This window comes from Kitasatospora sp. NPDC091276, from assembly GCF_040684355.1.
Taxonomy (GTDB): Bacteria; Actinomycetota; Actinomycetes; order Streptomycetales; family Streptomycetaceae; genus Kitasatospora.
Genome location: NZ_JBFBFU010000003.1, coordinates 291,790 through 317,856, shown reverse-complemented (window position 1 = coordinate 317,856; position 26,067 = coordinate 291,790). Strand labels below are relative to the sequence as shown.

Here is a 26,067-nt window from a genome sequence, read left to right as displayed (position 1 = left end):
CGGTCAGGCCGACGCCGGTCAGACCAGTGCCGGTCAGACCAGTGCCGGGCGGGGAGCGGCGGAGCGGCGGGCCAGCGGGGCCAGCGCCGCCAGGTAGCAGACCGCGGCCACCGGGATCAGCGCCAGGTCGACCCCCGAGGCGGCGGTGCCGGCCAGCATCAGCACCGGGCTCCACCAGGGCAGCGTCCGGGCCGCGCCCACCGCGGCGGCGACCAGCAGGGCCAGCAGGCCGACGTAGAACAGCAGCGGGCCGATCCGGTAGACGGCCGGCAGCACCCCGGGGACGCCCTGGACGCGGTCGAACAGCCGCGACTGCCCGGCCTTGTCCGCCGCCGCCAGGCCGACGTACAGATCGATCCCGATCTGCACCAGCGAGGCCGCCAGGCCGGCGAACGCCGTCCCGAGCGCGGCACCGGCCGCGAGCCGCCCGGCCGTGGTCCCGCGCGGGGCGAGCAGCCCGCGCAGGGCGAGCAGGACCGGGGCGAACAGCAGCAGCCCGGCGAACATCGCGGTGTGGCCGACCGTCCAGCCGAGGCCGGGCTCCCGGGAGCCCGGGACCAGCCGGATCCCCCCGTAGAGGGCCATCAGGGCGGGGGCGCCGACGACGGCGTAGGCGGTGCGGCGGTTCTGCTGCGGGGTGTTCATCCGACGATCTCCTGTGGTGATCCGCGGCCCCGGCAGGTAGCTGGTGGCCCGTGGTCCGTTCCGACACCACAGATGCTGTCCGCCGCACCCCTCGTCGCGGATCGCCCGCACCGGCGAACCCGCCGCCTCCCCCGCACGGGGGAGCCCCGCCCAGGCGCCCCGCGCGCCCGGCGTGATCCGGAGGAGCGCCCTACGCCTCCCCCGCCACCACCGCGCCGGCCTCGTACGCGAACACCACCGCGTGCACCCGGTCCCGCAGCCCCAGCTTGCTCAGCACATTGCTGACGTGCGTCTTCACCGTGTGCTCGCTGACCACCAGCTCGGCCGCGATCTCCGCGTTGGAGAGCCCGCGCGCCAGCAGCCGCAGGGTCTCCTGCTCGCGCAGGGTGAGCTGCTCCAGCAGCTTGGACGGCGGCCGGACCGCCCGCTCGGGCGAGCCCGGGCGGCGGGCGGCGAACTCGCCGATCAGCCGCCTGGTCACCGAGGGCGCGAGCAGCGCCTCCCCGGAGGCCACCATCCGCACCCCGTGCGCCAGGTCGTCCCGCCGGACGTCCTTGAGCAGGAAGCCGCTGGCGCCCGCGTACAGCGCGTCGAAGACGTAGTCGTCGGCGTCGAAGGTGGTCAGCATGATCACCTTGGTGGACGGGAACTCGGCGCAGACCCGGCGGGCCGCCTCCAGCCCGTCCATGACCGGCATCCGGACGTCCAGCAGCAGGACGTCCGGGCCGTGGGCGCGGACCGCCTCGACCGCCTCGGCGCCGTCGCGCGCCTCGGCCACCACCTCGATGTCGGGCTGCGCGTCCAGGATCATCCCGAACCCTGCCCGCACCAGCTCCTGGTCGTCCGCGACGACCACCCGAATCGGATTCATCCGCCCGCCTTCTCCACCACGCCCGCCACCCCCAACGGCAGCCGGGCACTCACCAGGAAGCCCTTGCCCTCCGGTCCGGGTCCGGCCTCGGCACGCCCGCCGCAGGCCGCCGCCCGCTCCCGGATGCCGACCAGCCCGCGGCCGCCGGACCAGCCGTTCACCGCGCCGCCGACGGTCACCGGCAGCCCGCGCCCGTTGTCGGACACCACGACCTCCAGGGTGTCCCCGGACCGCCGCACCCGGACCGCCACCCGATCGGCGCCGGAGTGCTTGACCGTGTTGGTCAGCGCCTCCTGCACGATCCGGTACGCCGCCGCCTGGAGGTCGGCGGGCACCGCGCCCAGCCCGTCGGCCAGTTCGAGCTCCACCGCCGGTCCGGCCCGGCGCACCCGCTCTGCCACGTCGGCGAGTTCGGCCAACCGGGGCTGCGGGGCCAGCTCAGGGCCGGCCCCCTCCTCCTTCAGCACTCCGAGGACGCGACGCAGTTGGACCATCGCGTCGCGGCCCGCGTCAGCGATGGTGTCGAAGGCGCGGATCGCCCGGTCCGGGTTGGCGTGCACCACCAGCGGCCCGGCCTCGGCCTGGATGATCATCAGTGACACGGCGTGCGCCAGGATGTCGTGCATCTCCCGGGCGATCCGGGCCCGCTCCTCCACCACCGCGCGGCCCGCCTCACTCGCCGCCCGTTCCCCCGCCTCGCGGGCCCGCTCGGCCTCCAGCCGGGCCAGCCGCCGCTGGGCGCGCACCAGCGAGCCGAAGACGAACGAGCCGACCGAGGTGAGCAGGCTGAACAGCATGCCGTTGGGCGAGTGGGTGCCGATCACGTTGGCGACCACCACCACCGCCAGCACCGTCCAGCGCTGCCGGTCCGGGGAGCGCTCCGCCACCGTGTAGATGCCGATCACCCCGGCCAGCGGCACCTGCGGACTCGCCGAGTGCGCCACCACGGACAGCGTCATGAGGGCCACGCTGCCCGCCGCCAGCGCGGCCAGCGGCGCCCGGCGCCGCCAGGGCAGCGACAGCGAGGTGGACACCGCCACCAGGTAGACCCACCACGGCCAGGCCGTGTCGTCGTTGCCGACCGCCCAGACCGAGATCCCGGCCGATGCCACGGCCAGCAGCGAGTCCAGCACGTACGGACTCAGCCCGGCCGACCAGCTCTGCCAGCGCGCCGCTCGCACCACCGCCGCCCCTCCCCCGGGTCCGGGGGCACCGCCCCCGCGGAGAAGATCATGCCCTACCGGCAGGACCTCCGGAACGGCCCGGTCAGACACCGTCGACCGACACTCCGCCGGCGCCCGTACGCGCCGTGATGCTGCGCGCCGCCCCCGGCTGCGAGGGGATCCCGAGTTCCACTCCGCCGGCCCCGGCGTGCGCGTCCACCGCGTACGCCTCCCCGGCCGGCACCCTGACCCGCACCCCGCCGGTCTCCGCCTTCGCCTCCACCTTCACGGGTGCCGCCGCGAAGTCGGCCCGCACCCCGCCGGTCCGGGTGCTCAACCGGACGGTCTGCGAGGTCAGCCGGGTGGCCTCGACCCCGCCGGTGTCCACCGAGGCCTCCACCTCGGCGGCCAGCCCGACCAGCCGTACCCCGCCGGTCTCCTGGGTCACCCGCACCTTCGTCCCGGCCGGCACCTGCACGGTGTACCCGACGCCGCAGCCCCGGCAGTCGTACGTCAGCCGCAGCACGCCGTCCTTCACCTCGTGCGTGGTCCGCGGCGCCTCGCCCCGGTAGTTCTGCTCCTCGGTCACGTGCACCGCGTCGCCGCCGCCGGTCACCACGATCCCGCCGGTGTGCGCCTCGACCACCAGCTCCCCGACCGGCTCCGACACCCCGTAGTCCACGGTCCGGTGCTCCTGGTCGTCCCCGAAGGGCAGGCAGGCGGACATCCCGACCAGCACCGCCCCCGTGATCGCCACCGCGCCCAGTACCCGCTTCATGCCCGGCCCCCTTCGAAAGCCCCGCCGTCCCGACACGCGAAGCCTCCCCCGGCCGTCCCCTCCCCCGCCTCCCTCACCAGAGCGGTTCCGGCCCCTCCCCCGCACGAGGGAGGGGCCGCTCCCGGGAACGACGAAGGGCCCGGAGGCTTGATGCCTCCGGGCCCTTCGTTGCTACTGAGTAGCGGGGACAGGATTTGAACCTGCGACCTCTGGGTTATGAGCCCAGCGAGCTACCGAGCTGCTCCACCCCGCGTCGGTAAACACGACTCTACGCGACTTCTGCCGGGGAACCTAATCCGTGCCCCGCAGGGCCCCCGGACCCCGGCCCCCCGGACCCCGGCCCCCCGGCCCCCTCGCCCCCGCAGCGGGAACGCCGCAGGGCGGCCACCCCGCGAGGGGTGACCGCCCTGACAGTCGAACGTCGGACTCAGCCGGTGTACGGGCCGTAGTCGTAGTCGTCCAGCGGGACCGCCTGGCCGGAGCCGGCGCCGAAGGGCGACAGGTCGTAGTCGTCGTAGCCGACGGCCGAGTACATCGCGGCCTTGGCCTCCTCGGTCGGCTCGACCCGGATGTTGCGGTAGCGGGGCAGACCCGTACCGGCCGGGATGAGCTTACCGAGGATGACGTTCTCCTTGAGGCCCAGCAGCGGGTCCGACTTGGCGTGGATCGCCGCGTCGGTGAGGACCCGGGTCGTCTCCTGGAAGGAGGCGGCCGACAGCCAGGACTCGGTGGCCAGCGAGGCCTTGGTGATACCCATCAGCTGCGGACGGCCGGAGGCGGGGTGACCGCCCTCGGCGACCACGCGACGGTTCTCGGTCTCGAAGCGGCCGCGCTCGACGAGCTCGCCCGGGAGCAGCTCGGCGTCGCCCGACTCGATGATCGTCACGCGGCGGAGCATCTGCCGGATGATGATCTCGATGTGCTTGTCGTGGATCGACACACCCTGCGAGTTGTAGACCTTCTGGACCTCGGCGACCAGGTGGATCTGGACGGCACGCTGGCCCATGATGCGCAGGACGTCGTGCGGGTTGGTGGCACCCATGGTCAGCTTCTGGCCGACCTCGACCGCCTCGCCCTCGCTGACCAGCAGCTTCACACGCTTGGAGACGGGGTAGGCGATCTCGTCGCTGCCGTCGTCCGGGGTGATGACGAGCTTGCGGGTCTTCTCGGTGTCCTCGATCCGCGCCCGGCCGGTGGCCTCCGAGATCGGGGCCACACCCTTGGGGGTACGGGCCTCGAAGAGCTCGACGACACGCGGCAGACCCTGGGTGATGTCGTCACCGGCCACACCACCGGTGTGGAAGGTACGCATCGTCAGCTGGGTACCGGGCTCACCGATGGACTGGGCGGCGATGATGCCGACCGCCTCACCGATGTCGACCAGCTTGCCGGTGGCCAGCGAACGCCCGTAGCAGAAGGCGCAGGTGCCGACGGCCGACTCGCAGGTCAGGATCGAGCGGGTCTTGACCTCGCCGATGCCGTGGCGGATCAGCTCGTCGATCAGCACGTCACCGAGGTCGGTGTTGGCGGTGGCAAGGAGCTTGCCGTCCACCGTGATGTCCTCGGCGAGCATGCGGGCGTACACGCTGGTCTCGACGTCGTCGGCCTTGCGCAGCACGCCGTCCGCACCGACGGTGCCGATCGCCAGCTTCAGGCCGCGCTCGGTGCCGCAGTCCTCCTCGCGAATGATGACGTCCTGGGAGACGTCGACCAGACGACGGGTGAGGTAGCCGGAGTCGGCGGTACGGAGGGCGGTGTCCGCCAGACCCTTACGGGCACCGTGGGTGGAGATGAAGTACTCCAGCACGGTGAGACCCTCACGGAACGACGCCTTGATGGGTCGCGGGATGGTCTCGTTCTTGGCGTTCGACACCAGACCACGCATACCGGCGATCTGGCGCATCTGCATCATGTTTCCACGAGCACCCGAGTCGACCATCATGAAGATGGGGTTCGTCTTCGGGAAGTTCTCGTTCATGGCCTCGGCGACCTCGTTGGTCGCCTGGGTCCAGATGCCGATGAGCTCCTGCTTGCGCTCGTCGTTGGTGATCAGGCCGCGCTCGTACTGACGCTGGACCTTCTCCGCCTTCGCCTCGTAGCCCTCGAGGATCTGGGGCTTGTTCGGCGGGACGACGACGTCGGAGATCGAGACGGTGACACCCGAGCGGGTCGACCAGTGGAAACCGGCCGCCTTCAGGTTGTCCAGGGTCGCCGCGACGACGACCTTGGGGTAGCGCTCCGCCAGGTCGTTGACGATCGCGGAGAGCTGCTTCTTGCCCACCTCGTAGTCGACGAACGGGTAGTCCTCGGGCAGCAGCTCGTTGAAGAGCGCGCGGCCCAGGGTGGTGGTCAGGCGGAACGGCTCGCCGTCGAACCAGGCCGTCTGGCCCTCCTCGTCCACCGGCGGGGTCCAGCCGCGCGGCGGGACGGTGCCGGCCGGCAGGCGCAGCTCGATCGGGGCCTGGACGTCCAGCTCGCGGGCGTCGAAGGCCATGACGGCCTCGGCGGTCGAGGAGAAGGAACGGCCACCGCCCTTCACCGTCTCCCGGTCCGAGGTCAGGAAGAACAGGCCGAGCACCATGTCCTGGGTCGGCATGGTGACGGGGCGACCGTCGGCCGGCTTCAGGATGTTGTTCGAGGACAGCATCAGGATGCGGGCCTCGGCCTGCGCCTCCGCGGAGAGCGGCAGGTGGACGGCCATCTGGTCACCGTCGAAGTCCGCGTTGAACGCGGTGCAGACGAGCGGGTGGATCTGGATGGCCTTGCCCTCGACCAGCTGGGGCTCGAAGGCCTGGATGCCGAGGCGGTGCAGGGTGGGCGCACGGTTCAGCAGGACGGGGTGCTCGGCGATGACCTCTTCGAGCACGTCCCACACGACCGGGCGGGCACGCTCGACCATGCGCTTGGCCGACTTGATGTTCTGCGCGTGGTTCAGGTCGACCAGGCGCTTCATCACGAACGGCTTGAAGAGCTCCAGCGCCATGGCCTTGGGCAGACCGCACTGGTGCAGCTTGAGCTGCGGGCCGACGACGATGACCGAACGGGCCGAGTAGTCGACGCGCTTGCCGAGCAGGTTCTGGCGGAAACGACCCTGCTTGCCCTTCAGCATGTCGCTGAGGGACTTCAGCGGGCGGTTGCCCGGGCCGGTGACCGGACGGCCGCGACGGCCGTTGTCGAACAGGGCGTCGACGGCCTCCTGGAGCATGCGCTTCTCGTTGTTCACGATGATCTCGGGCGCGCCGAGGTCGAGAAGCCGCTTCAGGCGGTTGTTGCGGTTGATCACGCGGCGGTACAGGTCGTTCAGGTCGGAGGTCGCGAAGCGGCCACCGTCCAGCTGCACCATCGGACGCAGGTCCGGCGGGATGACCGGGACGCAGTCCAGCACCATGCCGTTGGGCTTGTTGGTGGTCTGCAGGAACGCGGAGACGACCTTGAGGCGCTTCAGCGCACGGGTCTTCTTCTGGCCCTTGCCGGTGCGGATGATCTCGCGCAGGCGCTCGGATTCCTCCGCCAGGTCGAAGGTCTCGAGGCGGTCCTTGAGGGCCGCCGCGCCCATCGAGCCGGAGAAGTAGGTGCCGAAGCGGTCGCGCAGCTCGCGGTAGAGCAGCTCGTCGCCCTCGAGGTCCTGGACCTTGAGGTTCTTGAAGCGCGCCCACACCTCGTCGAGGCGGTCGAGCTCGCGCTGCGCGCGGTCGCGCAGCTGCTTCATCTCGCGCTCGGCGCCCTCGCGCACCTTGCGGCGCACGTCGGCCTTGGCGCCCTCGGCCTCCAGCTCGGCCAGGTCGGTCTCGGCCTTCTTGGCACGGGCCTCGAGGTCGGAGTCGCGGCGGTTCTCGATCTGCTGGCGCTCGACCGAGACGTGCGCCTCCAGGGACGGCAGGTCGCGCTGGCGGCGCTCGTCGTCGACCCAGGTGATCATGTAGGCGGCGAAGTAGATGACCTTCTCGAGGTCCTTCGGCGCCAGGTCGAGCAGGTAGCCCAGGCGGGACGGCACGCCCTTGAAGTACCAGATGTGGGTGACCGGGGCGGCCAGCTCGATGTGGCCCATCCGCTCACGGCGCACCTTGGCGCGGGTCACCTCGACGCCGCAGCGCTCACAGATGATGCCCTTGAAGCGGACGCGCTTGTACTTACCGCAGTAGCACTCCCAGTCCCGGGTGGGGCCGAAGATCTTCTCGCAGAAGAGTCCGTCCTTTTCGGGCTTCAGGGTGCGGTAGTTGATGGTCTCCGGCTTCTTGACCTCGCCGTGCGACCACTGGCGGATGTCGTCGGCGGTGGCCAGGCCGATGCGGAGCTCGTCGAAGAAGTTGACGTCAAGCACTGGTCGTCAAGCCCTCTTTCGTAAGTCGAGAGTCGTTCATGTGGTCTGAGGGGGGCCTGGGGGCGGGCCGGCTGCTCGGGCAGCCGGCCCAACCTCCGTCAGACCTCTTCGACGCTGCTCGGCTCGCGCCGGGACAGGTCAATGCCGAGCTCCTCGGCGGCGCGGAACACGTCCTCGTCGGAGTCCCGCATCTCGATGGACTGGCCGTCCGAGGACAGCACCTCCACGTTGAGGCAGAGCGACTGCATTTCCTTGATGAGGACCTTGAAGGACTCGGGAATGCCGGGCTCGGGGATGTTCTCGCCCTTGACGATGGCCTCGTAGACCTTCACGCGGCCGAGGACGTCGTCGGACTTGATGGTGAGCAGCTCCTGCAGCGCGTAAGCAGCGCCGTACGCCTCAAGGGCCCACACCTCCATCTCACCGAAGCGCTGACCACCGAACTGCGCCTTACCACCGAGCGGCTGCTGGGTGATCATCGAGTACGGACCGGTCGAACGGGCGTGCAGCTTGTCGTCGACCAGGTGGTGCAGCTTGAGGATGTACATGTAGCCGACCGAGACCGGCATCGGGAACGGCTCGCCGGAGCGGCCGTCGAACAGCCGGGCCTTGCCGGTGGAGTTCACCAGGCGCTCACCGTCACGGGTGAGGGTGGTGTTGTCCAGCAGGCCGGTGATCTCGTCCTCGCGGGCGCCGTCGAAGACCGGGGTGGCGAGGTTGGTGCCGCCCTGGACGGTGTCGGCGCCGATCGCCTGGAGGCGCTGGGCCCACTCGTCGGCGAGGCCGGAGACGTCCCAGCCCTGCTTGGCGAGCCACCCGAGGTGGATCTCCAGGACCTGTCCCGGGTTCATTCGGGACGGGACGCCCAGCGGGTTGAGGATGATGTCGACCGGGGTGCCGTCCTCCAGGAACGGCATGTCCTCGACCGGCAGGATCTTCGAGATGACGCCCTTGTTGCCGTGACGGCCGGCGAGCTTGTCACCGTTGGTGATCTTGCGCTTCTGGGCCACGTAGACGCGGACCAGCTGGTTCACGCCCGGGGGCAGCTCGTCGCCCTCTTCGCGGTCGAAGACGCGGACGCCGATGACCTTGCCGGACTCACCGTGCGGCACCTTCAGCGAGGTGTCGCGGACCTCACGGGCCTTCTCACCGAAGATCGCGCGGAGCAGGCGCTCCTCCGGGGTCAGCTCGGTCTCGCCCTTGGGCGTGACCTTGCCGACCAGGATGTCGCCGGTGACGACGTCGGCGCCGATGCGGATGATGCCGCGCTCGTCGAGGTCGGCGAGGACCTCCTCGGAGACGTTCGGGATGTCCCGGGTGATCTCCTCGGGGCCGAGCTTGGTGTCACGGGCGTCGACCTCGTGCTCCTCGATGTGGATCGAGGAGAGGACGTCGTCCTGCACGAGGCGCTGCGACAGGATGATCGCGTCCTCGTAGTTGTGACCCTCCCACGACATGAACGCCACGAGCAGGTTCTTGCCGAGGGCCATCTCGCCCTCGTCGGTGCACGGGCCGTCGGCCAGCACCTGGCCGGACTCGACCCGGGCGCCCTCGTCCACGAGCACCTTCTGGTTGAAGGCGGTGCCCTGGTTGGAGCGGGTGAACTTGGCGGCGCGGTACGTGGTGTACGTGCCGTCGTCGTTGGCGACGGTGACGTAGTCGGCCGAGACCTCCTGGACGACACCGGCCTTCTCGGCGGTGATGACGTCCGCGGCGTCGACGGCGCAGCGGTACTCCATGCCGGTACCGACCAGCGGAGCCTCGCTCTTCAGCAGCGGCACCGCCTGGCGCATCATGTTCGAGCCCATGAGCGCGCGGTTGGCGTCGTCGTGCTCGAGGAACGGGATCATGGCGGTCGCGACCGACACCATCTGGCGCGGCGAGACGTCCATGTAGTCGATCTCGGTGCCCGGGATGTAGTCGATCTCGCCGCCACGGCGGCGGACCAGGACACGCGGCTCGGCGAAGGTCAGCTCCGTCGTCAGCGGGGCGTTGGCCTGCGCGATGACGTAGCGGTCCTCCTCGTCGGCCGTGAGGTAGTCGACCTGCTCCGTGACGACACCCTCGATGACCTTGCGGTACGGGGTCTCGATGAAGCCGAAGGCGTTGACCCGGCCGTACGAGGCCAGCGACCCGATCAGACCGATGTTCGGGCCTTCGGGGGTCTCGATCGGACACATGCGCCCGTAGTGCGAGGGGTGCACGTCACGGACCTCGAAGCCGGCGCGCTCACGGGAGAGACCACCGGGGCCGAGGGCGGACAGACGGCGCTTGTGGGTCAGGCCCGACAGCGGGTTCGTCTGGTCCATGAACTGCGACAGCTGGCTGGTGCCGAAGAACTCCTTGATGGAGGCGACGACCGGCCGGATGTTGATCAGGGTCTGCGGCGTGATCGCCTCGACGTCCTGGGTGGTCATGCGCTCGCGCACGACGCGCTCCATACGGGCGAGACCCGTACGGACCTGGTTCTGGATGAGCTCACCGACGTTGCGCAGGCGACGGTTGCCGAAGTGGTCGATGTCGTCGACCTCGACCACGATGTCGCGACCGGTCTGGTCGTTCCACTCGGTCTCACCGGCGTGCAGCTTCACCAGGTACTTGATCGCACCGATGATGTCGGGCTCGGTGAGCACGCCGGAGTCCAGCGACTCGGCGTTGCCCAGCTTCCGGTTGACCTTGTAGCGGCCCACCTTGGCGAGGTCGTAGCGCTTCGGGTTGAAGTACAGGTTCTCCAGAAGCGTCTGCGCGGCCTCGCGCGTCGGCGGCTCGCCAGGACGCAGCTTGCGGTAGATGTCCAGCAGCGCGTCGTCCTGGCCCTGGGTGTGGTCCTTCTCCAGGGTGTTGCGCATGGACTCGTACTCGCCGAACTCCTCGAGAATCATCTCGTTGGTCCAGCCGAGCGCCTTGAGCAGCACGGTGACGGACTGCTTGCGCTTACGGTCGATGCGGACGCCGACCATGTCGCGCTTGTCGATCTCCATCTCCAGCCAGGCACCACGCGAGGGGATGACCTTGCAGGAGTAGATGTCCTTGTCGGACACCTTGTCCAGGGTGGAGTCGAAGTACACGCCCGGGGAGCGGACCAGCTGCGACACGACGACACGCTCGGTGCCGTTGATCACGAACGTGCCCTTGTGGGTCATGAGCGGGAAGTCGCCCATGAAGACCGTCTGAGACTTGATCTCACCGGTCTCGTTGTTGGTGAACTCGGCCGTGACGAAGAGCGGAGCCGCGAACGTGAAGTCGCGGTCCTTGCACTCGTCAATCGAGTTCTTCGGCGGCTCGAAACGGTGGTCGCGGAAGGTCAGCGACATCGACCCACTGAAGTCCTCGATCGGGGAGATCTCCTCGAAGATCTCCTCCAGACCGGACTTGGTGGGGACGTCCTGACCGTTCTCCAACGCCGCCTCGACCCGGGACTTCCAGGCCGCATTGCCGAGCAGCCAGTCAAAGCTCTCGGTCTGCAGGGCCAGGAGGTTGGGGACCTCGAGGGGCTCCTTGATCTTCGCGAAGGAGACGCGGAGCGGGGCGGTGGATGCGGCGGAATTGTTCGAGGCGTTGCGCGGCGCGGCCAAGAGGGGGGTCCTTCCGAGGGCTCGGAGCTCACTACGCGCGTACCAGCCGGGCCTTCACGGGCTTGGTCCCGCCTCCCTCGCCACTGGCCTCCGCCGGGATCGAGATCCCAGGTCAGAGCCGCTTTGCGGAGGCGATGCCAGACCCCTTCAGGGCAACGCAGACTCCGGGCGACGAGTCACGGAGCAGCTAACAGGCAGCGCAAAGGGACAGTGTAGCCAAAGGGCACACTGCTGTCCAGCTCTGATTCGGAAACCGAATCGGAGACTCCTCCCGGTAGCCGGCGGACGCGAACGCCCACCGGGTACTGCACCGGCCCGGGCACTGCCCGGGCCCCATAACTCACGTGGAGTCATTTCCCGCCTGAGCCACTGGTTATGCATCCAGGGGCAAACCAACCGGGCGGACTCGCGCCTTGAGAATCGCGCGCCTCGCCGGGTTCGTCAAGGGCCCGCAGGCGGTGCGGACCTCGACCCGTCCATCGGCCGGACGCCCCCCGGCGTTACAGAAGCCGTGGTGGGGGCCACAGTCGATGACGGTGATCACCATACCCGTCCGCACCGACGCTGCCGAGTGGGCTCTCGGCCACACCGGCGCATCCCGGCCGCGGACCGGCCCGGGGGCCGCCCCAGGGCCGCTCAGGGCCGGAAACGCGAAAAAGCCGGGCCGACCACCCACAAGGGTGATCGGCCCGGCTTCAGGCCCCCTCAGAGGGGGCGAGAAGTCACTTGACGGTGACCTTGGCGCCGGCACCCTCGAGGGCGGCCTTGGCCTTCTCGGCAACGTCCTTGGCAACCTTCTCCAGGACCTTGGCACCAGCGGTGTCAACGAGGTCCTTGGCCTCCTTCAGGCCGAGGGAGGTCAGGGTGCGCACCTCCTTGATGACCTGGATCTTCTTGTCGCCGGCACCATCGAGGATGACGTCGAACTCGTCCTGCTCCTCGACGGCCTCAACGGCGGCCGGGCCACCGGCGGCGGCAACGGCGACCGGGGCGGCGGCGGTGACGTCGAACTTCTCCTCGAAGGCCTTCACGAAGCCAGCGAGCTCGATGAGGGTGAGGTCCTCGAACTGCGCGAGCAGCTCGTCCTGGGACAGCTTCGCCATGATGGCGTCCTTCCACTAAATCGGCAGGTGATGCCGTATGTACGGGTGGGGCGGGCACGGGCCCGCAGCGAGGCGTGAGCCTGCCGATTACTCGGCGGCGGCGTCCTCGGCGGCGGGAGCCGGCGTACCGGCACCGCCCTGCTCGACCTTGTCGCGCAGCGCGTCCACAGTGCGGACGAGCTTCGACGGCAGGGCCTGGAAGAGCGCGGCAGCCTGGGACTGCTTGGCCTTCAGGGCACCCGCCAGCTTGGCGAGCAGCACCTCGCGGGACTCGAGGTCCGCGAGCTTCTTGATCTCATCGGCGGACAGCGCCTTACCGTCAAGGACACCGCCCTTGATGATGAGAGCGGGGTTCTCCTTGGCGAAGTCACGCAGAGCCTTCGCCGACTCCACCGGGTCACCGGTGACGAAGGCGACAGCCGTCGGACCGTTGAACAGGTCGTCGAGCTCCGAAATCCCGGCCTCGTTGGCCGCGATCTTGGTCAGCGTGTTCTTCACCACGGCGTACTCGGCGTTCTCGCCGAGCGAGCGACGCAGGGTCTTGACCTGCTTCACCGAGAGACCGCGGTACTCGGTCAGCAGCGCCGCGGAGGAGCCACGGAACTTGTCCGTGATCTCGGCGACGGCAGCAGCCTTGTCGGGCCTTGCCATAGGCTTACGCCTCCTTCCGTGATGTCGAAATCCGGCCGACCGCGAAAGTCGACCATTCACGCCTCGAACCAACCGGACGGAAGGAAAGCCTGCGGAAAAGCAGATGAGCCCCGGTGCGCAGGGCGCACGGGGCTCGAAACGACCTCAACGGATGTTCGCGCGAACGCGGACCCGGAAGTCGAAGCTCCAGACACACCTGCGCGGGCTGCCTGCGACGAAGCGCAGATCCTTCGGCCACCGAATCCCTCGCGAGAACGGTGACAACCAGCGGTCTTTGGCTTCGGTAACAGTAACCGGACTCGGCCGTCCGGGGCAAATCGCCCCTGAACGGCCGATCCCCGCCGGGCCGGCCGCGCCGGACGGGGCTCAGCGGGCCAGTGGGGAGACCGTCCGGGGCCCGGTGTCCACGGTGTCCGCCTCGGCCGGGGCCTGCACCGAGAGCAGGGCGCCGGCGAAGTCGGAGTAGAGGATCGAGTCGTCCGCCCGGCCGCTGTCACCGCTGCCGGTGCGCTGGAGCCGGACCAGCTGGTCCTTGTCGTTGAGCCAGAGGTCCACGGTGAGCGAGATCGAGCCGCCGGGGGCCAGCGCGGCCCGCAGGCCGTCCCGGCGGGCCTGGGTCAGCTGGGTCTGGGCGGCGGCGTAGCGCTCGGCGGTGGTGGTGATCCGGTAGTGCTCGACCGTCGAGTCGTCGAACTTCTCCTCACCCACGAACCGCGGGTCCACCCCGTCGGCGGTGGCGGCGGCCAGCGCCTCGACCGGGTTCAGCAGGTCGATCAGCCCCGCGTACGGGACCTCCCGGTGGCCGTCCGGGTCCGGCGGGACGGAGAAGCGCTCCCAGTGCCGGCCGCCCTGGCGGGCCGCGGTGGCGGCGTCACCGCCCTGGTAGGCGACGGTGTCCACGACGATCAGCTGCTCGGCGTCGGCCGGGGTGGAGCGCTTGATCTGGAGCGCCGTCTTGGGCTGCCAGAACAGCGGCCCGGCCCCGGCGTCCGCTCCCAGCCGGTAGCTGACCTTGGCCCGGCGGGCGGTCTGCATGGCCAGCTGGGCGGAGACCAGGACGCCGTGCGGCGAGCGGTCGCTGGGCTTGGCCGCCTCGGTCGACGAGGAACTGGTCGGGGTCGGGCTGCCGGAGGGCACGACCGGCGTGCCGCCACCCCCGCCGCATCCGGCCAGCCCGCTCGCCAGCAGGACGACCGCGGCCAGCGCCGCCAACCGCCGTCGTCCCGCCATCGTCTGGTCCCCTCTCGCCCGGGCGCCGCGTCGGCGGCTTTCGTTCCGGCCACCTTGCCACCCTGCCCCGGATCAGCCGGTGGCGCCCCCCTTGCCCAGCTTCGCCAGCTCGGCCAGTTCCACCGTGTCGGCCGCCTCCGCACCGCAGTGGTGACCGGCGTGCCGTAGTCCGAGTAGAGGACGGTGGACTTGCCGTGCTGCGCCCCGGGGGCAACCGTTCGGTACGGAGGGAGCCGTGTCGGCTCCGGTGCGCGGGCTCGGCGGATCAGCCGAGCAGTTTGAGGAGGTCGGTCTCGCTGCCGAGGTCGGTGGCGGCGGGGGCGTCGATCTTCGCGGCCTTGCCGAGGTCCGCGTACTTGACGGTGACGGCGTCGTGCTCGCCGTTCTTGTCGCCGTACTCCTGGTACTGGACGAGTTCCTGCCGGCCGTTGAGCCAGAAGTCGATGGTGAGGGTCCTGCCGTCCTGTTCCAGGGACTTCTGGACGGCCGTGCGCTGGTCGGCCGTGAGCGCCGGCATGCCGGCCACCATGGCGGAGGCCTCCTCGACCACCCGCAGGTGGGTGACCTGGACGCCGTCGAGGCTCTCCTGGCCGACCTTGGCGGGCTTGCCGCTCTGCGCGGCGAGCCCGAGCTGGGCGACCGGGTCGAGCAGCTGGCTCATCAGCAGGACGCCGTCGCCGAGTTCGTTCGAGGCGGGCAGCTTGATCCAGTGCTTGCCGCCCATGGCGGCGGCCTCGGTGTCGCCGCCGCCGAGGTAGCCGTCGGTCCCGATCACCCGGAACCGGATCTTCTTGGTCTCCACCTCGCCCGTCAGGTCGACGGCCGTCCGGTTCGGGTCCTTCCAGTCGGCGTCGCCGCTGCCCGCGGTGTGGGTCGAGCCGTCCGGGGAGACCATGGTGACCTTGCCGTTGCCGGCCTTCTGCATCACCAGGGCGGAGGCGGCCAGCGCGGCCTTGGGGTCTCCGGCCGGCGCCGCGTCGCCGCCCTTGCTGCCGCAGGCGGTGGCGGCACCGAGCAGCACGGCCGCGGTGACGACGGTCGAGGCGAGGCGCGCAGCGCGCATGGAGTCCCCCGTGAGATCCGAACGATCCGATGAAGAACCGATTTTCGGCTTCTTCTCACGCGGACTCTAACGGATCGCCAGATGTCCCACGCGCCGGACAGCCCCCTCCCGTCACCCGGCTTCGGCAGGGGGCGCGTCGCCTTCTCCGGGGGTCGAGACATCCGTCGTGGTCACCGTGGTGCCGTCGCTCCCCCGGGCCGTCTCACGCAGTCTCAGCAGCCTCTCGCCGGGCCCGACCCAGACGTCGTAACCGATCGCCGTCACGCCCCGCCGGCGGTACCAGTCGACCACCGCGGCGAGTCGCGCGGGGGTCAACTCCTGGTCCGCTCCGAAGTATTCGGCCACCGGCGTGGTGCCCTGGTAGTGCGCCACGGTCATCCCGGCCAGCTGTTCGCCGCCGAGCGAGCCGAGCTTCCCGGTCTGCGCGATCTCGTACGCGCGGCTGCCCGGGTTGGTGACCAGGGCGGTCATCCAGCCACCCGCGTAGCCGCCCGGGCCGGTGGTCGCCCGCGGATCGAGCGACTCGGCGCCGTCCCGGTCCGCGTGCTTGGGCGGGGCGCCCTGGTAGCTGAGGTCGAGTGCACCGTCCCTCAGGGTCAGCTGCCCGGTGCCCTGCTCGTCGGTGACGGTCAGGGCGCCCTCGTCCCGGGTGCCCCAGGTCAGGGTGCCGCTCGCGGTGCGGCGGCCGGCCGGGCCCTCCTCGACCACGTCGATCCGGGCGCCGCCGGCGTCGTCCAGCGCCTGGGCGGCGGCGAGCACCACCTGGCGGGGCGGTACGGGCGCGGGGTCGCCGTCGGGGGTGCGGGTTCCCGGGGCGGCCAGCAGGCTGCACCCGGTGGTGGCACCGATCAGCAGCAGGGTGGCCACCGCGACGGCGGGGCGAAGGGTGGGCGGCACGGCACGCTCCGACGGTCACACGTTCTGCACATGATCTGACCGGCAGAGCGTACGACGCTTCGGGCAACCGTTCCCATCCACCCCTGTCCCGATCCGGAAACGACTGCGGGCCCGCACCCCCGGTGAAGGGGGTACGGGCCCGCTGTACGGACTGCTTCAGAGCCGATCGGCTCAGACCGCGGCCGGGTCCTCTTCGACGAAGAGGTTGCGGGTGCGGTTCGGGTCCACGGGGATGCCGGGGCCGATCGTGGTGCTGATGGCGGTCTTCTTGATGTAGCGGCCCTTGGCGGCGGACGGCTTGGCGCGGAGCACCTCGTCCAGCGCGGCGGCGTAGTTCTCGACCAGCTGCTCGTCGGTGAAGGAGGCCTTACCGATGATGAAGTGCAGGTTCGAGTGCTTGTCGACGCGGAACTCGATCTTGCCGCCCTTGATGTCGTTGACAGCCTTGGCGACGTCCGGGGTCACGGTGCCGGTCTTCGGGTTCGGCATCAGACCACGGGGACCGAGCACGCGGCCGAGGCGGCCGACCTTGCCCATGAGGTCCGGGGTGGCGACGACGGCGTCGAAGTCCAGACGGCCCTTGGCGACCTCGTCGATCAGCTCGTCGGAGCCGACGATGTCGGCGCCCGCAGCACGCGCGGCCTCGGCACGGTCACCGGTCGCGAAGACCAGGACCCGAGCGGTCTTACCGGTGCCGTGCGGGAGGATCACGGTGCTGCGGACCATCTGGTCGGCCTTGCGCGGGTCGACGCCCAGACGCATGGCGACCTCGACGGTGCCGTCGAACTTGGTGGTGCTGGTGGCCTTGGCGAGGCGGATGGCCTCGAGGGGGGCGTAGAGGCGGTCGCGGTCGACCTGAGCGTCCGCGGCCTTCAGAGCCTTGCTGCGCTTCACTGCTGCTCCTGAATGGTGATGGGAGTCGTGGTATCACGGGCCTGCGCAGGCCCTACCACAGGGACGAAAAGAGCTGGTCAGCCCTCGACGGTGATGCCCATCGACCGGGCGGTGCCGGCGATGATCTTCTCCGCCGCGTCCAGGTCGTTGGCGTTCAGGTCGGGCATCTTGGTGGTCGCGATGTCGCGGACCTGGGCGCTGGTGAGCTTGGCGACCTTGGTCTTGTGCGGCTCGCTGGAGCCCTTGTCCACACCGGCGGCCTTCAGGATGAGGCGCGCGGCCGGCGGCGTCTTCGTGATGAAGGTGAAGGAACGGTCGTCGTAGACCGTGATCTCCACCGGCACGATCATGCCGCGCTGCGACTCGGTCGCAGCGTTGTAGGCCTTGCAGAACTCCATGATGTTGACGCCGTGCTGGCCCAGCGCGGGGCCGACCGGCGGCGCCGGGTTGGCCGCACCGGCGTTGATCTGGAGCTTGATAAGCCCCGTGACCTTCTTCTTCTTGGGAGGCATGTCTCTCCGGGTCCTTCCGAGAGGTGAGTGCTGGTGTGTGCGGAACCGGGGCGACACCCGGCCGCCAACACACACATCGAACCAGGCTAACGCCTTAGCGCCGCTGGACCAAAACGGATCCGGGGCAGGGCCCTCGGCCCCGCCCCGGATCCGAAGACCGTGGGACTAGTTCTTCTGGATCTGGTCGAAGGAGAGCTCGACCGGGGTCTCCCGGCCGAAGATCTCGACCAGGCCCTTGACCTTCTTCGAGTCGGGGTTGATCTCGTTGATGGTCGCCTGCAGCGTCGCGAACGGACCGTCGGTGACGGTGACCGAGTCGCCGACCTCGAAGTCCAGCACCTGGATCTCGCTCGGCTTGATCGGCGAGGGCTTGCCGGCCTCCTTGGCCGCCTGGCGCTCGACGTCCGGGGCGAGCATCTTGACGACCTCGTCCAGGGTCAGCGGGTACGGGTCGTAGGCGTTGCCGACGAAGCCGGTGACACCGGGGGTGTTGCGCACGACGCCCCAGGACTCGGGGGTGAGGTCCATGCGCACCAGGACGTAGCCGGGGAGCTTGTTCTGGCGGATGGTCTTGCGGTCGCCGTTCTTGATCTGGACGACCTCCTCCTGCGGCACCTCGGCCTGGAAGATGTACTCCTCGACGTTCAGCGAGACGGCGCGCTGCTCCAGGTTCTGCTTCACCCGGTTCTCGTAGCCGGCGTAGGTGTGGATCACGTACCACTCGCCCGGCATGAAGCGCAGGTCCTCGCGGAACTTGGCGACCGGGTCGACCTCTACGGCCTCCTCAGCCTCGGCCTCCTCGGCGTCGGCGTCGGCCTCGGTCTCCTCGGCGGCGGGCTCCACGTCGTCCTCCACGTGCAGCGCCGCCTCCTCGGCGGGCTCGCCGGCCTCGGCCTCGTCGTGCGCGTCGACCTCGTCCTCGTCGCCGTCCACGGCGTCAACGATCTGCTCGGCGGACTCGGCTTCGTCAGCCAGCTCGGCCGCGTCCAGCTCGGCGGCGACATCCGCCTCGCGGACGGTCTCGTCGGCGTCGTACAGGGGGGACTCAGACACGGTGGCTGCTTCTTTCCTGGAGATGGTGAAGGTGGCGCGCTCCGGGGCCGGCTCCGGCGGGCTGCCGCTCGCGCGGGCGCCAGGAGAGGACTCGGAGACTTCAACAGTACCGAGTCCACGGTAGCGGCCGCGTACGTCCGGCGCAGACAGCACGACCCGGGCCGATGATTCGGCCCGGGTCGGGAGACTGCTACGGAGTGGGACGGCCAGGTCAGCCGAAGACCAGGAGGCTCAGCTTGGAGAGGCCGTAGTCGAGGCCGGCCACGAAGCCCATCACGACCACCACGAACACGACGACGACGGTCGTGTACTGGGTGAGCTCGCTGCGGGTGGGCCAGACGACCTTGCGCAGTTCGGCGATGATCTGGCGGTAGAACAGGCCGATTCGGGCGAACGGGCCCATCTTGCCGCGCTTGCCGGACTTCTTGTCGCCGGCGCGGGCGGCGCGCTTGCGCTCGCGGCGCGAGAGCGACTTCTCCTCGCCCTCGGCGGGCGTGGTGTCGGCAGCGCCGTCGGCCCCCTCGGGGTTGCCGCTCTCAGGCGTTGCGGTGGAGCCCGTGGTCTCCGTCACTCGTCCTCACCTGAATCCGGGTCCGGCCGAGCGGCTCGCGCCCGATGGGGCACGAACGGCCGGCTACAAGCGGTGCTGATTCGGCGCCCTCTCCGCATCAAGCCCGCTCGCTCTGTGGAGCGAACGGGCTGAAAACGGATCAAGCAGCAGGGCAAGAGGGACTTGAACCCCCAACCGCCGGTTTTGGAGACCGGTGCTCTACCAATTGAGCTATTGCCCTACGGGGTCTCGCGACTCCGTAGCGACCAACCTACCGCATCTCCCCCGGCTGTCTGCACAGCTGGTGAAGCTCCGGTTCTTTTTCGGCGGGCCGTCGAGCAGTGAGCATACGTGGTCGAGGGGTGTTTGGTCGAACCTCTTCTTCCGGGAGCACCGGTTGTCCGGCATATGTCCGGCATGCCCGCATGATCACCGGCGGATCGACGGGCGCCGCCATGTGGACGGTCCGGTACGGATGGTGAAACCGCGATGCCCGGTCCGTCCCGGTTCTGCGACGATGCAGGCATGAGCGCTTCCACCCCGCAGCCCGACCGTTCCATCCGCCCCGCCGACCGCCGGGTCTCCGCCCGGGTCGGCGCGATCGCCGAGTCCGCGACCCTCGCCGTGGACGCCAAGGCCAAGGCCCTCAAGGCGGCCGGCCGTCCGGTGATCGGCTTCGGAGCCGGCGAGCCCGACTTCCCCACCCCGGACTACATCGTCGAGGCGGCCGTCGAGGCCTGCCGCGACCCGAAGAACCACCGCTACACCCCGGCGGGTGGCCTGCCCGAGCTGAAGTCCGCGATCGCCGCCAAGACGCTGCGCGACTCCGGCTACGAGGTGGACGCCTCCCAGGTGCTGGTCACCAACGGCGGCAAGCAGGCGATCTACGAGGCGTTCGCCGCGATCCTGGACCCGGGCGACGAGGTCATCGTCCCGGCCCCGTACTGGACCACCTACCCGGAGTCGGTCCAGCTCGCCGGCGGCGTCCCGGTGGAGGTCGTGACCGACGAGACCACCGGTTACAAGGTCTCGGTCGAGCAGCTGGAGGCCGCCCGCACCGAGAACACCAAGGTGGTGCTCTTCGTCTCGCCGTCCAACCCGACCGGCGCGGTGTACACCGAGGCCGAGGCCGAGGCGATCGGCCGCTGGGCGCTGGAGCACGGCCTCTGGGTGCTCACCGACGAGATCTACGAGCACCTGGTGTACGGCGACGCCTCCTTCACCTCGCTGCCGGCCCTGCTGCCCGAGCTGGCCGACAAGTGCGTCGTGGTCAACGGCGTCGCCAAGACCTACGCGATGACCGGCTGGCGGGTGGGCTGGGTGATCGGCCCCAAGGACGTCATCAAGGCCGCGACCAACCTGCAGTCGCACGCCACCTCGAACGTCTCCAACGTCGCCCAGCGCGCCGCGATCGCCGCCGTCAGCGGCGACCTGGCCGCGGTGCACGAGATGCGCACCGCCTTCGACCGCCGCCGCAAGACCATCGTGCGGATGCTCAACGAGATCGAGGGCGTGTACTGCCCCGAGCCGGAGGGCGCGTTCTACGTGTACCCGTCCGTCAAGGGCCTGCTGGGCAAGGAGATCCGCGGCCGGCGCCCGGAGAGCTCCGGCGAGCTGGCCTCGCTGATCCTGGACGAGGCCGAGGTCGCGGCCGTCCCGGGCGAGGCCTTCGGCACCCCCGGCTACCTGCGGTTCTCCTACGCGCTCGGCGACGCCGACCTGGCCGAGGGCATCGGCCGGCTGCAGAAGCTGCTCGGCGAGGCCCGCGACTGACACCCGTCGGCGCCCGCTGACACCCGCGCTTCACGTCGGGTACCGCCCTCTTTCACCCCTTCGGGGGACGGAAGGAGGGCGGTTCCCGTTTGGGGGTCCGATGCGGCAGTATCGGCGAATGGAACGCCTGTTGAATCCGCGAGACGTCAGGGACCTCCCGAAGGCCCACCTGCACCTGCACTTCACCGGCTCGATGCGGCCCGCCACCCTGCTGGAGCTGGCCGACAAGCACGGCGTCCGACTGCCGGAGGCGCTCAGCTCCGGCGAGCCGCCGCGACTGCGGGCCACCGACGAACGCGGCTGGTTCCGCTTCCAGCGCCTGTACGACACCGCCCGCTCGGTGCTGCGGGACGAGGAGGACATCCGCCGGCTGGTCCTGGAGACCGCCCAGGACGAGCGGCGGGACGGCTCCCGCTGGCTGGAGATCCAGGTCGACCCGACCTCGTACGCTCCCCGGCTGGGCGGGCTGATCCCCGCGCTGGAACTGATCCTGGACGCCGTGGAGCACGCCGCCACGGCCACCGGGGTGGGCATCCGGGTGCTGGTCGCGGCGAACCGGATGAAGTCCCCGATGGACGCCCGGACGCTGGCCCGGCTCGCCGTCCGGTACGCCGACCAGGGCGTGGTCGGCTTCGGCCTCTCCAACGACGAGCGGCGCGGCCTCGCCCGGGACTTCGACCGGGCCTTCGAGATCGCCCGCAAGGGCGGGCTGCTGGCCGCCCCGCACGGCGGCGAACTGGCCGGGCCCGAATCCGTCCGGGACTGCCTGGACGACCTGGGCGCCGGCCGGATCGGCCACGGCGTCCGCGCCGCCGAGGACCCCCGGCTGATGGAACGGCTGGCGGACCGCCAGATCACCTGCGAGGTCTGCCCGTCCTCGAACGTCTCGCTCGGCGTCTACGAGCGACCCGAGGACGTCCCGCTGCGGCGGCTGTTCGACGCCGGCGTGCCGCTGGCCCTGGGCGCGGACGACCCGCTGCTGTTCGGCAGCCGGCTGGCCGCCCAGTACGACCTGGCCCGCGACGTCCTCGGCTTCGGCGACGCCGAACTCGCCGAGCTGGCGCGGCAGTCCGTCCGTGGCTCGCGCGCGCCGGAGGCCGTCCGCAAGGAACTGCTGGCGGACATCGACACCTGGCTGGTCAGCGGCACCTGAGGCGTGCCCTGGGACCGGGCCTAGAGCTTGACGCCGATCATCACCGGCTCGTTCACCAGCTCGACCCCGAAGGCCTCGCGGACGCCGTCCCGGATCTCCCGGGCCAGCGCCAGCAGGTCCTCGGCGGTGGCCGCGCCGCGGTTGGTGAGCGCCAGGGTGTGCTTGGTGGAGAGCGTCGCCGGGCCGCTGCCGTAGCCCTTGCCGAAACCGGCCCGGTCGATCAGCCAGGCGGCCGAGGTCTTGGTGCAGCCCTCCGGCGCCGGGTAGGCGGGGGCGTTCTCGGTGCCCGGGCGGGTCCGGAAGGACTCGTACTGGGCGGCGGTGAGCACCGGGTTGGTGAAGAAGGAGCCGGCCGACCAGGTGTCGTGGTCCGCCGGGTCCAGCACCATGCCCTTGCCGGAGCGCAGCCCCAGCACCGCGTCGTGCGCCCGCTCCAGCGGCACCCGCTCGCCCTGCTCGACGCCGAAGTGCCTGGCCACCTCGGCGTACTTGACCGGAGTGGAGAGCCCCTCGTGGTCGGCCAGGGCGAACCGCACCCGCAGCACCACGTAGCGGTCCGGCTCGGCCTTGAAGCGGCTGTGCCGGTAGGAGAACGCGCACTCGGCGTTGGGGAGCGTGACCACCTCGCCGGCCGTGCGGTCGTAGGCGACCACCTCGGTGATCGACTGGGCGACCTCCTGGCCGTACGCGCCGACGTTCTGCACCGGGGTGGCACCGGCCGAGCCGGGGATGCCGGCCAGGAACTCGACGCCCGCCAGGCCGTGCTCGCGCACCGCGCGGGCGACCGCCTCCGACCAGACCTCGCCGGCCGCCAGCTCCAGCACGGTGCCGTCCAGGGCGAAGCCGGTGGTCGCGATCCGCAGCACGGTGCCGGGGAAGCCGGCGTCGCCGATCACCAGGTTGGAGCCGCCGCCGAGGACCAGCAGCGGCTCGCCGGCCTCGTCGGCCGCGCGGACGGCGGCGATCACCTCGTCGTCGGTGTGGGCGGTCACCAGGCGGCGGGCCGGGCCGCCGAGCCGGAGCGTGGTCAGCGGGGCGAGGGGGGCGTCGTTTTCTACCAGCACGCCCACCAGCGTACGGGTGCGGGGGCGGCCGCCCGGCCGCCCCCGCACCCGGATCGGCCGGTCAGGCCTTCGAGGCCTCGGCGTGGACGGGCGCCGCGTCCTCGGCCCGCTCGGCACCGGCCTGCTCCGGCTCCACGGCCGCCGGCTCGTCGGCGACGACCACGGGCTTCACCCGGCGCGGGAGGAAGAACGCGCAGACCGCCGCGACCGCCACCACCCCGGCGCCGACGTACAGCGCGGGCACCAGCCCGTCGATGAAGGACTGCTCCGACGTGTACCCGCCCTGCGCCGAGAACACCGCCGAGAGGACGGCCACGCCGAGCGCGCCGCCGACCTCGCGCAGCGCGTTGTTGGCGCCGGAGGCGATGCCCTGCTCCTCCGGCCGGACGCTGTCCATCACCAGGGCGGCGGTCGGGGCGAAGTACAGCGACATGCCGATGCCGCAGATCACCACGGCGGGGATCTCGGCGGCGTAGTCGTAGCCGGTGCTGCCGCCGGTGATCGCCGCGTACATCGCCAGGCCGGCTCCCTGCAGCAGCAGCCCGGTGACCACGATGGGGCGGCCGCCGAGGCGGTCGGCCAGGATGCCCGCGATCGGGGCGACGATCAGCGGCATGCCCGTCCACGGGAGCATCCGGATGCCGGCCTCCTGCGGGCTGTAGCCGCCCACGCTCTGCAGGTGCTGGCTGATCAGGAAGATCGAGCCGAACATCCCGAGGAACATCAGCAGGCCGGAGGCGTTGACGGCGGAGAAGGCCCGGCTGCGGAACAGCCGCATCGGGAGCATCGGGTGCTCGGCCCAGCGCTGCTCGTACAGCACGAAGGCGGTGAGCAGCGCGACGCCGCCGATCAGGGAGCCGAGCACCAGCGGGCTGGTCCAGCCGTTCGGGTTGCCGCGGATCAGGCCGAGGACGACGCCGAACAGGCCCAGGCTGACCAGGATCGTGCCGACCACGTCCAGCGCCGGGTTGGCGCCCCGGCTCTCGCGGAGCTTGAGGGCGGCGAGCGGGATCAGGACGAGGCCGACCGGGACGTTCACCCAGAAGATCCACTGCCAGGAGAAGTGCTCGGTGAGCGTCCCGCCGACCAGCGGTCCGGTGGCGACGGCCAGGCCGTTGACGCCCGCCCAGATGCCGAAGGCCAGACCCCGCCTGGCCGCCGGCACCGCGGCGGTGAGCAGGGTGAGGGTGAGCGGCATGGAGACCGCGGCGCCGGCGCCCTGGACGGCGCGGGCGGCGATCAGCGCGCCGATGCCCGGCGAGAGGGCGGCGGCGGCGGAGCCGACGGTGAAGAGCGTGAGCCCGACCAGGAAGATCCGGCGGCGGCCGAACCGGTCGCCGAGCGCGGCGCCGAACATCAGCAGGACGGCGAAGGACAGGGTGTAGGCGCTGACCGTCCACTCCAGGTCGGACAGCCCGCCGCCGAGGTCCTCGCGGATGGACGGCAGCGCGGTGGTGACGACCAGGTTGTCCAGGCTGGCCATGAAGCCCGCGACGCTGGTGATCACCAGGGTCCAGACACCGAGCCGTCCCAGGCCCTGTTCTTCCGTTCTCTCCGCCATGACTTCCCCCCAGGGGTCTTAGATAGTTATTGATCACTAACTTTCGAGGCCCGAAAAGAGGCCGCACGGACTCCACCGTGCGGCCCGCTACTCCCCGCCCTCGCCGTGCTCTCCGCGCTCTTCGTGCTCTCCGAAGCCCAGGCCGCTCCAGATCCGGTGGTCCCGGGGGTACCCCAGTGCCACCAGCGTGTTGATCAGCATCCCGTACGCGAAGAACTCCGCGGCGCCCTGCACGTCACCGCCGATCCGGCCCCTGACCCGCTCGAACAGCTCCTCCCAGAGCCTCCGGGCGGTCTCCCCGATCTCGTCCTCGCCGGTCGTCCGGGCCGCGAACACCGAGACGTAGAGCTGCATCTGCATCATGAGCTGCTCGCTGTCCGCGACCAGGCCCAGGTACGCCTCGGACATCGCTTCGGCGGCCGCCGGCCCGGTCAGCCCGACCGAGGCCTCGTCGAAGACCTTCCAGGTCTCCTCGATGCAGCGCTCGGCGGCGGCCGTGAAGATCGCCTGCTTGCCGGGGAACAGCCGGAACAGGTACGGCTGCGAGACCCCCACCCGGCGGGCGATCGCCTCGGTGGATGTCCCCCGGTAGCCGCTCCTGGCGAATTCGATCACCGCGGCACGAACGACGCTCTCGCGCCGCTCCTCGGCGCTCATCCGCATGCTCGTCCTCGCCATGGGAGTCAAGTTAGTGGCCAATCACTATCTTCGCAAGGCCGACGGGCACGGCGGGAATCCCGTCGGACGGGCCCCGCCGCGGCCGGACACACCTGGGGCCGAGGGGCCTTCAGGCGAGCCGGACGACCGCCCTGGACATCCCGAGCACCTTCTGCCCGCCGGTGGTGGCCAGCAGGTCGACCTGCACCTTGCGGTCGTCCAGCAGCTTGGCGACCTTGGCCGACACCTCGACCACCGCGCCGACGCCGTCGTTCGGCACCGGGACGGGGCGGGTGAAGCGGACGCCGTACTCGACCACCGCGGCCGGGTCGCCGACCCAGTCGGTGACCACCCGAATGGCCGCGGCCATGGTGAACATTCCGTGCGCGATGACGTCCGGCAGGCCGACCTCCACGGCGAACTTCTCGTTCCAGTGGATCGGGTTGAAGTCGCCGGAGGCGCCCGCGTACCGCACCAGGGTGTCGCGGGTCACCGGGAAGGACTGCGCCGGCAGCTGGGTGCCGACCTCGACCTCGTCGTAGCTGATCGCCAT

Annotated in this window: 21 protein-coding genes and 2 tRNA genes; 2 read left to right on the top strand and 21 right to left on the bottom strand. The window is 70.6% G+C overall.

The features are described 5' to 3' along the window. Positions 1–33: 33 nt before the first annotated feature. From AB0O19_RS05445 to AB0O19_RS05365, 17 genes are all read right to left on the bottom strand, one after another. Positions 34–645, bottom strand: coding sequence for a hypothetical protein (locus AB0O19_RS05445; RefSeq protein WP_363617961.1), 612 nt, complete (start codon positions 643–645; stop codon positions 34–36). Between the two features lie 190 nt (positions 646–835). Then, complete coding sequence (locus AB0O19_RS05440) at positions 836–1,516, bottom strand: response regulator transcription factor (protein ID WP_363580070.1); 681 nt, start codon at positions 1,514–1,516, stop codon at positions 836–838. After that, positions 1,513–2,700 carry a sensor histidine kinase gene (locus tag AB0O19_RS05435; RefSeq protein ID WP_363617959.1) on the bottom strand — a complete coding sequence of 396 codons (1,188 nt, stop codon included), beginning with the start codon at positions 2,698–2,700 and terminating at the stop codon, positions 1,513–1,515. Before AB0O19_RS05435 ends, AB0O19_RS05440 begins: the two co-directional genes overlap by 4 nt. A gap of 82 nt (positions 2,701–2,782) precedes the next feature. Beyond that, complete coding sequence (locus tag AB0O19_RS05430; RefSeq protein ID WP_363617957.1) at positions 2,783–3,457, bottom strand: hypothetical protein; 675 nt, start codon at positions 3,455–3,457, stop codon at positions 2,783–2,785. Positions 3,458–3,636: 179 nt separating this feature from the next. After that, a tRNA-Met gene (locus AB0O19_RS05425) sits at positions 3,637–3,710 on the bottom strand. Positions 3,711–3,884: 174 nt separating this feature from the next. Beyond that, positions 3,885–7,778, bottom strand: a complete 3,894-nt coding sequence (locus AB0O19_RS05420; protein WP_350877062.1) for a DNA-directed RNA polymerase subunit beta' — start codon at positions 7,776–7,778, stop codon at positions 3,885–3,887. Positions 7,779–7,876: 98 nt separating this feature from the next. After that, positions 7,877–11,353, bottom strand: coding sequence for a DNA-directed RNA polymerase subunit beta (rpoB, locus tag AB0O19_RS05415; protein ID WP_350877059.1), 3,477 nt, complete (start codon positions 11,351–11,353; stop codon positions 7,877–7,879). 722 nt (positions 11,354–12,075) lie between these two features. After that, the gene (gene rplL / locus AB0O19_RS05410) at positions 12,076–12,459 is read right to left on the bottom strand and encodes a 50S ribosomal protein L7/L12 (protein ID WP_208869184.1); all 384 of its coding nucleotides are present in this window, start codon (positions 12,457–12,459) and stop codon (positions 12,076–12,078) included. Between the two features lie 84 nt (positions 12,460–12,543). Then, on the bottom strand, positions 12,544–13,107 hold the full coding sequence (rplJ, locus tag AB0O19_RS05405) for a 50S ribosomal protein L10 (RefSeq protein WP_063348937.1): 564 nt from the start codon (positions 13,105–13,107) through the stop codon (positions 12,544–12,546). 366 nt (positions 13,108–13,473) lie between these two features. Then, a complete protein-coding gene (locus AB0O19_RS05400; protein ID WP_363617955.1) occupies positions 13,474–14,337 on the bottom strand; it encodes a hypothetical protein in 864 nt (287 codons plus the stop codon). Between the two features lie 265 nt (positions 14,338–14,602). Further along, positions 14,603–15,400 carry a hypothetical protein gene (locus tag AB0O19_RS05395; protein WP_363617953.1) on the bottom strand — a complete coding sequence of 266 codons (798 nt, stop codon included), beginning with the start codon at positions 15,398–15,400 and terminating at the stop codon, positions 14,603–14,605. A 111-nt stretch (positions 15,401–15,511) separates the two neighbouring features. Next, positions 15,512–16,297, bottom strand: a complete 786-nt coding sequence (locus tag AB0O19_RS05390; RefSeq protein ID WP_363617951.1) for a hypothetical protein — start codon at positions 16,295–16,297, stop codon at positions 15,512–15,514. A gap of 171 nt (positions 16,298–16,468) precedes the next feature. Next, complete coding sequence (gene rplA / locus AB0O19_RS05385; protein WP_363580057.1) at positions 16,469–17,191, bottom strand: 50S ribosomal protein L1; 723 nt, start codon at positions 17,189–17,191, stop codon at positions 16,469–16,471. 77 nt (positions 17,192–17,268) lie between these two features. Continuing rightward, positions 17,269–17,703, bottom strand: a complete 435-nt coding sequence (gene rplK, locus AB0O19_RS05380; RefSeq protein ID WP_063348931.1) for a 50S ribosomal protein L11 — start codon at positions 17,701–17,703, stop codon at positions 17,269–17,271. A 165-nt stretch (positions 17,704–17,868) separates the two neighbouring features. After that, on the bottom strand, positions 17,869–18,756 hold the full coding sequence (nusG, locus tag AB0O19_RS05375) for a transcription termination/antitermination protein NusG (protein ID WP_363617949.1): 888 nt from the start codon (positions 18,754–18,756) through the stop codon (positions 17,869–17,871). 211 nt (positions 18,757–18,967) lie between these two features. Further along, entirely contained in the window at positions 18,968–19,327 is a 360-nt protein-coding gene (secE, locus tag AB0O19_RS05370; RefSeq protein ID WP_350877047.1) for a preprotein translocase subunit SecE, read from the bottom strand. 147 nt (positions 19,328–19,474) lie between these two features. Beyond that, positions 19,475–19,547, bottom strand: a tRNA-Trp gene (locus AB0O19_RS05365). Between the two features lie 284 nt (positions 19,548–19,831). Between AB0O19_RS05365 and AB0O19_RS05360 the strand changes: the two genes are divergently transcribed. Together AB0O19_RS05360 and AB0O19_RS05355 are read left to right on the top strand one after the other, a co-directional pair. Then, complete coding sequence (locus AB0O19_RS05360) at positions 19,832–21,079, top strand: pyridoxal phosphate-dependent aminotransferase (protein ID WP_363580053.1); 1,248 nt, start codon at positions 19,832–19,834, stop codon at positions 21,077–21,079. A 118-nt stretch (positions 21,080–21,197) separates the two neighbouring features. Continuing rightward, positions 21,198–22,232: an adenosine deaminase gene (locus AB0O19_RS05355; protein WP_350877043.1), complete on the top strand. Its 1,035-nt coding sequence runs from the start codon at positions 21,198–21,200 to the stop codon at positions 22,230–22,232. Between the two features lie 20 nt (positions 22,233–22,252). Here AB0O19_RS05355 and AB0O19_RS05350 read toward each other — a convergent pair whose 3' ends face one another. From AB0O19_RS05350 to AB0O19_RS05335, 4 genes are all read right to left on the bottom strand, one after another. Further along, positions 22,253–23,296: a UDP-N-acetylmuramate dehydrogenase gene (locus AB0O19_RS05350; protein WP_363617947.1), complete on the bottom strand. Its 1,044-nt coding sequence runs from the start codon at positions 23,294–23,296 to the stop codon at positions 22,253–22,255. A 61-nt stretch (positions 23,297–23,357) separates the two neighbouring features. Then, the gene (locus tag AB0O19_RS05345; RefSeq protein WP_363617945.1) at positions 23,358–24,857 is read right to left on the bottom strand and encodes an MFS transporter; all 1,500 of its coding nucleotides are present in this window, start codon (positions 24,855–24,857) and stop codon (positions 23,358–23,360) included. Positions 24,858–24,944: 87 nt separating this feature from the next. After that, complete coding sequence (locus tag AB0O19_RS05340; protein WP_363617943.1) at positions 24,945–25,535, bottom strand: TetR/AcrR family transcriptional regulator; 591 nt, start codon at positions 25,533–25,535, stop codon at positions 24,945–24,947. Between the two features lie 109 nt (positions 25,536–25,644). Next, positions 25,645–26,067 (bottom strand): MaoC family dehydratase, encoded by a 423-nt coding sequence (locus tag AB0O19_RS05335; protein ID WP_063351327.1) that lies wholly within the window; start codon positions 26,065–26,067, stop codon positions 25,645–25,647.